This is a genomic window from Enterococcus sp. 10F3_DIV0382 (assembly GCF_002140245.1).
Lineage (GTDB): Bacteria > Bacillota > Bacilli > Lactobacillales > Enterococcaceae > Enterococcus_B > Enterococcus_B lactis.
On record NZ_NGMF01000001.1, the window covers coordinates 1,139,126 to 1,147,052 of the forward strand.

At 39.1% G+C, this 7,927-nt stretch carries 5 protein-coding genes; 4 read left to right on the forward strand and 1 reads right to left on the reverse strand.

What is annotated here, in order from left to right; all coding sequences use genetic code 11:
* Window positions 1–6 precede the first annotated feature (6 nt).
* From A5849_RS05750 to A5849_RS05765, 4 genes are all read left to right on the forward strand, one after another.
* Entirely contained in the window at window positions 7–1,758 is a 1,752-nt protein-coding gene (locus tag A5849_RS05750) for an ABC transporter ATP-binding protein (protein WP_002291671.1), read from the forward strand.
* Complete coding sequence (locus tag A5849_RS05755; protein WP_002348486.1) at window positions 1,758–3,542, forward strand: ABC transporter ATP-binding protein; 1,785 nt, start codon at window positions 1,758–1,760, stop codon at window positions 3,540–3,542. Before A5849_RS05750 ends, A5849_RS05755 begins: the two co-directional genes overlap by 1 nt.
* 456 nt (window positions 3,543–3,998) lie before the next feature.
* Window positions 3,999–4,850: a BglG family transcription antiterminator LicT gene (gene licT, locus A5849_RS05760; RefSeq protein WP_002305590.1), complete on the forward strand. Its 852-nt coding sequence runs from the start codon at window positions 3,999–4,001 to the stop codon at window positions 4,848–4,850.
* A 95-nt stretch (window positions 4,851–4,945) separates the two neighbouring features.
* Window positions 4,946–6,832 (forward strand): beta-glucoside-specific PTS transporter subunit IIABC, encoded by a 1,887-nt coding sequence (locus tag A5849_RS05765; protein WP_025478133.1) that lies wholly within the window; start codon window positions 4,946–4,948, stop codon window positions 6,830–6,832.
* 40 nt (window positions 6,833–6,872) lie between these two features.
* On the opposite strand, the gene A5849_RS05770 is transcribed toward A5849_RS05765, so the two are convergent.
* Complete coding sequence (locus A5849_RS05770; protein ID WP_002291682.1) at window positions 6,873–7,775, reverse strand: MurR/RpiR family transcriptional regulator; 903 nt, start codon at window positions 7,773–7,775, stop codon at window positions 6,873–6,875.
* Window positions 7,776–7,927: the final 152 nt, after the last annotated feature.

A 7,927-nucleotide genomic window follows, 5' to 3' on the forward strand; every position in this document is an offset into this window, starting at 1 on the left:
AGTAAAATGTCGATTTTTAGAAAATTAGGTTGGTTTTTTCGACAGGAAAAGAAACATTATTTAATTGGGATTTTCTCCCTATTCGCAGTGGCCTTGGTACAGTTAGTTCCTCCAAAGGTGATTGGGATCATCATTGATGAGATTGCCGATAAAAATTTATCAATAAAGATCATTTCCTGGTGGATCTTATTATTGATTCTTGCAGCTCTCTTACAATATCTTTTTCGTTATATCTGGCGGACGAATATTTGGGGAAGTGCAGCTCGGTTGGAGAAAGAACTTCGGCAGCAGCTATTCAAACATTTTACAGAAATGGACAATCTCTTTTACCAAAAATATCGGACTGGAGATTTGATGGCTCATGCAACGAATGATTTGAATGCAATCCAAAATGTAGCAGGAGCTGGTATCTTGACCTTTGCAGATTCAGTGATCACGGGCGGAACAACGATCATTGCGATGATTTTGTTTATTGATTGGCGCTTAACACTGATTGCGCTGATTCCTCTGCCTTTACTAGCCGTTACTTCACGAGTACTGGGGTCAAAACTCCACGATGCTTTTCGTGATTCGCAAGAAGCTTTTTCTAGTATCAATGATAAGACACAAGAAAGTATTACTGGAATCAAAGTCATTAAAACATTTGGACAAGAAAAAGAAGATCTCGCGGATTTTGAAGAAAAGATTGAAGATGCAATTATTAAAAACAAACGAGTCAATTTTTTAGACTCCTTATTTGATCCATTCATTACCTTGATTATTGGTCTGTCTTATGTTGCAACAATTATTTTAGGTGGAAAGTATGTCTTGGAAGGCACGATCTCAATCGGGCAGATGGTCTCATTTATTAGCTATATCGGTATGCTTGTTTGGCCGATGTTTGCGATTGGTCGATTGTTCAACGTATTGGAAAGAGGAAATGCTTCTTATGATCGCGTCAATGAACTTTTGCATGAAAAGACGCATATCGTGGAACAACTGGGTGCAGTGCAGACCCCGGCAAAAGGCGAGCTGAATGTAGCTATTTCCTCTTTTAACTATCCGAAAGAAGAATCACCAGCATTAGAACAAATCAAATTTGTGATCCAAGAAGGAGAAACATTAGGTATTGTTGGGAAAACTGGTGCGGGAAAAACGACGATCATCAAATTACTGATGCGTGAATACGATGATTATCAAGGAAAAATCCAATTTGGCGGACGTTCGATCAAAGAATATTCATTGAATGCTTTATTAGGATCAATCGGCTATGTGCCTCAAGATCACTTCTTGTTTTCGATGACCATTCGAGATAATATCCGTTTTTCTAATCCAAAACTTTCAGAAGAAGAAGTAGAGCATGCGGCTTCTTTAGCATTTATCAACAATGAAATCAAGGAATTGCCAAAAGGTTATGATACCTTAGTTGGAGAACGTGGAGTCTCTTTATCTGGCGGACAGAAACAAAGGATTTCGATTGCTCGAGCATTGATCAAAAATCCTGAATTGCTGATCTTAGATGATGCACTTTCTGCAGTAGATGCCAAAACAGAAGAAGCTATCTTGCATAATTTAAAAGAAATAAGAAAAGAGAAAACAACCATCATTGCAGCTCACCGTTTAAGCAGCGTGATGCATGCAAAAGAAATCATTGTTGTCGATCAAGGGAAAATCATTGAACGAGGAACCCATCATGAGCTGCTTGCATTAGGCGGCTGGTATGAACGAATGTGGGAGAAACAGCAATTAGAAGCGAAGATAGAAGGAGGCGAGGCCTGATGGATGAAAATTATCAATCGGAATGGACAAAATCGATTCCACTTAAAGAACAGAAAAAGATCATCAAACGACTGATGAAGTTCGCCAAACCTTTTAGAAGAACGTTCATCGTTGCTATCTTATTTGCGTTTGCCCTGTCTGTGATCAATGTCCTATTGCCAAGGATCATCCAAACTTTTATGGATGATCATCTGGCTAAACAGTCGGCTACGACACAAGTTATTTTGTTTTTTGCTGGTATGTACTTGTTTGGAGTCATAGTCAAAAGTATCATTTGGTTTTTCCAATGGTATTTGTATTCCATGGCTTCATTGAAGACCTATCAGTATGTTCGGGTAAGATTATTTGAAAAGCTGCATACACTAGGTATGCGTTATTTTGATCAGACACCGGCAGGATCGACTGTTTCTCGAGTGACAAATGACACAGAAACGCTATTTGAATTTTGGTATGTCTTTTTGATGGTATTGACTGGGATCTTTGCAGTCGTTTCTTCCTTCATTGCCATGTTTCAAATCAATGGAGAAATTGCCTTGTGGACTTTGGTGTTCTTGCCGATTTTAGGAATCGTCATCTGGTATTACCAGAAATTCAGTTCTCGTATTTACCGGAATATGCGGGAAAAATTAAGTCAGCTGAACACGAAATTGAATGAATCGATTTCCGGCATGCGTATTATCCAGCAGTTTCGCCAAGAAGCTCGTTTAGCTAAAGAATTTGAACAAGTGAACAACGAGTATTTAGACACGCGCTATGCGATGATCAAAACGAATTCGATTCTGTTAAGTCCGATCATCAATTTTCTATATGCATTGGCGATTGCGTTGGCGTTGACTTTGTTTGGGATCGATGCGCTGCATTCTCCCGTAGAAGTTGGACTGATCTATGCATTTACGACCTATGTCCAGGGATTTTTTAATCCAATGTCTCAAATGATGGACTTTTTGAGCACCTTTACAGATGGAATGGTTGCCGGTAGTCGTATTTTGAAAATCATGGATACAGAAGAATATGCACCGCAACAAAATCCTGGAGCAGATCAAGCGATTACTTCAGGTAAGATCGAGTTTCGCAATGTAAGCTTTTCTTATGATGGAGAGCACAATGTATTGAACAATATCTCTTTTGTCGCTAATCCGGGAGAGACCGTTGCATTAGTGGGGCACACCGGAAGCGGAAAAAGCTCGATCATCAACGTATTGATGCGGTTTTACGAATTTTATGAAGGCCAGATCTTGATTGATGATCATGACATTCGAGAATATCCAATGGAAGAGTTACGTAAGAAAATGGGATTGGTCTTGCAAGATGCCTTCTTGTTTTATGGAGATATCGCAGGAAATATCCGGATGATGAATCCAACTATCACAGACGAACAGATTCGCCATGCAGCTGAGTTTGTTCAAGCAAACAAGTTCATCGATGAATTACCAAAAGGATATCACTCAAAAGTGATCGAACACGGTGCCAGCTATTCTAGTGGACAACGACAGCTGATCACTTTTGCGCGAACAATCGTGACAGATCCTAAAATACTAGTATTGGATGAAGCAACAGCAAATATCGATACTGAAACCGAAGGATTGATCCAAGAAGGATTGGCAAAAATGCGACAAGGACGGACAACGATTGCGATTGCCCATCGGCTGTCCACGATTCGGGATGCAGAATTGATTTTAGTTTTAGACAAAGGTCATATAGTAGAACGCGGGAATCATGAAACACTTCTAGCGCAAAATGGTTTGTATGCAGATATGTACAAACTGCAAAGCAGTGGTGTGTAAAAAGTGGTTGTGACAGGGCTCCGTTCAGCTTTAGGTGATAAGAAAAAAATTGTAAAAAAGGCTTTCCAGATTTTTGCATAAATTTGGCTTATCACCGATAAGCTGGTACTGGAACACCGTATATTAGAAGTTGGGACAGTAGCATAGTAGCATTTTGACCTAAGCGCTAGAGTGAAAATAAAACAGAGCTTCCCAGATTCTTCATCTGTGAGCGGTAGTGTCGTAGTCACCAGATTTAAAAAAGATTCGACAGCTAGTCAGAAGTGCCTAATAGCCACTAAGAAAGCGTTGACAAAAGCGCTTTCTTTCGATAATATAAAGAAAACGATACAACTTGGATAGTGATTGCCTGATGCAAGCTAAACCTGATGAGTCTCCCATGGTTCCATGGACGGCTTTTTGGGTTTTTCTTTTTGTTTTGGATACAGCCCTATATATCATGGAAAGGAGTAAAACATGCTGATTGAGAAAGTACTGAATAACAACGTCGTAATAACCAGAGATGAAAGAAATCAGGAAATGATCGTGATGGGAAAAGGTTTGGCATTCAAAAAGAAAGTGGGTGACCCGATTTTTGACTCATGCATCGACAAAAAATTTCAGTTGACAAATGACGGACTTTCAGAACAGTTCCAAGAATTGGCACAAGCGATTCCTCTTGAGTACTTAGAAATTTCTTGTGAAATCATTGAATATACAAAAGAGGCTCTACAAGTCCAGTTGAATGATTCAGTGTATATTGCATTGACGGATCATTTGTATACGGCTATCGAACGTCACAAAATGGGAATATTTGTACCAAATGTATTGCTGTATGATATCAAACAACTATTTCCTAAAGAGTATGCCATCGGGGAAAAAACAGTGAAGAAAATCTCGGATAAATACCACATCAAGTTATCAGAAGATGAAGCCGGATTTATCGCATTGCATTTAGTCAATGCACAAGGCATTCAAAGCCAACAAGACAATACCTACCTGTTTACTACAACAATACAGGATATTCTAAATATCGTCCGCTATTACTATAAGATTACATTTGATGAAGATTCAGTCCATTTTTTTCGATTCGTCACACACCTACGTTTTTTTCTGACACGCGTCCTAGATGGAGAAAAATCAGAAGTGGGAGAAGTTTCTGAGGAATTGTACCAAGTTATTCAAAAAAAATATAAGGATACGTTTGGTTGCGTTGAGAAAATAGCAGACTTTTTAGCCGAGATATTCAACTACCAGATGTCCACGGACGAAAAAATGTATTTAACGATCCATACTGCGCGTTTAGTGCATGAGAATCGTTGTAAATAAATAAAAAAGGAGGATAAATTAACAAGAACGCATGAAATAAGGGTAGTGACATTCAGTTGGCTAAACCTTCCACTAATAAATTGGAGGGAATAGAAATGGGAAAATATCAAGAATTAGCGAGCAAAATTGTAGAAAATGTCGGCGGGAAGGAAAATATCAATGGTTTGACACATTGTATCACAAGGCTTCGTTTCAAATTAAAAAACGAAGAAAAAGCAAATGATGAGATCTTGAAAAATATGGACGGTGTTGTGACGGTAATGCGAGCGGGAGGACAGTACCAAGTTGTCATCGGGAATCATGTGCCAGTCGTGTTTGAAGAGGTTATAAGAGCAGGAAACCTTACTTTTGATGAGGCTGTTTCAACAGAAAAAATGAGACCGTTTGATATGCTTATTGATGGAATATCGGGCTGTTTCCAGCCATTCCTTGCTATTCTAGCTGCTGGTGGGATGATTCGTGGACTGACAGCATTACTTGTCTTCTTAGGCGCATTTGACCGCGGTTCTGGCACATTTGTTATGTTTGATAATATCGGTGATTCTGTATTCCAATTTATGCCTGTTATTATCGGTTTAACAGCTGCCCGTAAATTTAAAGTAAATGAATTCGTAGGGATGTTGCTTGGGGCAGCATTAATGAATCCTAGCTTGTCGCTGGAAGCTTTGAGTGGTGCAGCAGAAGCACCACTGACGACCATATTTTCTGGCACTATTTTTGAAGCACCTATTTATCAAACAGTATTCGGCATTCCCTGGATTGCGCGTAACTACGCTTCTTCTGTCATTCCCATTATCTTTATTGTGTTGTTAGCTAGCCAAATTCAGAAACCAATTAAAAAGTTAGTACCTGAGATGATCGCGAATTTCTTCGTTCCATTCTTCACCGTTCTTATTACAATGCCCTTAGGTTTTTTACTCGTTGGACCAGCATTCACATTCGCAACTGATATTTTAATGGCTGGATTTGAAACACTTTTAGCACTTTCGCCAGTTATTTATGGAGCAATCGTAGGCTTCTTCTGGCAAATTCTAGTGATGTTTGGTCTCCATTGGGCAATCGTACCAATGGGATTGATGCAATTTTCTGTGAATGGCTGGCAAAATATCATGACACCTGTTGCAGTAGTGTCTTTTGGACAAACTGCAGCACTTACTGCACTCTACTTTAAGCTTAGAAATCCAAAAGACAAAGCAATTGTAATACCAGCCATTGTTTCTGGTATTGTGGGGATTACAGAGCCAGCTATTTATGGGTTTACATTGCCACGTAAAAAAATATTTATTTTTACCTGTGTCGGTGGTGCGTTAGGGGGCGCGTATAGTGGGTTAATGAATTTAACTTCTTGGAATCAAGGTGGACTAGGCATCTTTACAATTCCCAACTATATTAGACCAGATGGTAATTTAACAGATGTGATTAATGTATTGATTGGGATCGCCATTGCGATGGTGGTATCCTTTGCGCTGACTTTTTTCTTTTGGAAGGAGGAAGCAGATGAAACAGATGATAGACAGAAAACATCAGGTAAAGAAATTGTAAAAACACCGATACAAGGACAAATCGCTCCACTGAATGCAGCAAAGGATGCAGCTTTTGCACAAGGAACATTAGGTCGAGGAATCTTGATCTACCCTGAAAAAGGAGAAGTACGTGCCCCTTTTGACGGAACAGTCATGACCCTGTTCCCGACGAAACATGCAATCGGAATGGTTTCTGAAGCAGGTCTGGAATTGCTGATTCATGTCGGATTGGATACTGTTCAGTTGGAAGGGAAATATTTTGAAAGCTTGGTGCAGCAAGGAGAAAGAGTGAAACAAGGCGATCTGATGCTCCGCTTCGACAAGAAGAAAATCGAAGAGGAAGGAGACAGTTTAGAAACACCTGTGATCGTCACCAATTACACGGATTATTTGGATATTTTGGAAAATCAAGGGGAGACGGTCGGGCCAGACGATGCACTTATCACCGCACTGACCTGAACGGTTAGGTGAAAGAATGGACTAGGCTTAACTATTCTTTTTATTCCACTTCTTTATTTTCGAAATTGAAAGGCTCTTTCATGATGGCTGAGCTGATAGGGCGTTTATCGAATTTTTGTCCTACAGAGATTAGATGGACTAAATTCTGTTGATAATTTTCTGCAAAAACACAACTATATAACACATCTAGAAGATAACAAATCGATGTATTGATCGTAAAATTACCAATTTTCGAATATAGTCGTTCGCGTGTCGTAAGTCGCAAAGCGGCTGTACTCATTGAAGATAGCGTTGAATCACCGATACTGGTCAAAGCTAAAATTGGAACATGATTTTGTTTCAATATTTCTGCGGTACGAAGGATCACATTGTTTTCACCCGTATAAGAAATCAGAATCCCGCACATATCACTCGTGCAATTGTACGCTTCATAGAACGATTCACCAAAAGTGGTGACAATCGTGACATCCATTTTGATGCGCTTCATTTTCAGCATGAAATCTTGAGAAATCAAAGTATTCGAGTTACTGGCGAAAATCACGATTTTTTTTGCTTGAAGCATTAGTTGTTTGGCTTTTTGCAGTTGGTCATGATGAATGAGAGAAAGTGTATCTTGAATCGTCATCTGTTCTAAAGAAGCCATTTTATTTGCGATCGTCATAATACCGTCTGTGGTGGAAAAAGGAAGATTCGCATCTACGTCTTGAAAATTCCCTTCAAGATAGGCTGTTTCAGCTAAAAAAGCATTACGAAAACTGACCCAGCCATCAAAACCCATTTTTTTTGCTACACGGATGAGTGTGGACGGGTGGACATAACATCGCTCAGCAATCTCTTGGATGGTCATTTCGCCAAGTGCTGGAGAATCGCTTAAGAGAAACTGAATCACTTCATTTTCTGAAGGAGAAAAGGAGATTTCTTTGATTTTTTCACGTAATAACATGTAGATACCTTCTTCTTGTTTTTTTACGTAAATTATAACTTTTTTGAAAATGATTTGTAAACGGATTTATGTTATATAGCTTAATAAAGACATTTTTTGACATGTGTATAAGAGACAGGTGTATGAACAATGGGTACATGAAGAAAATTTAG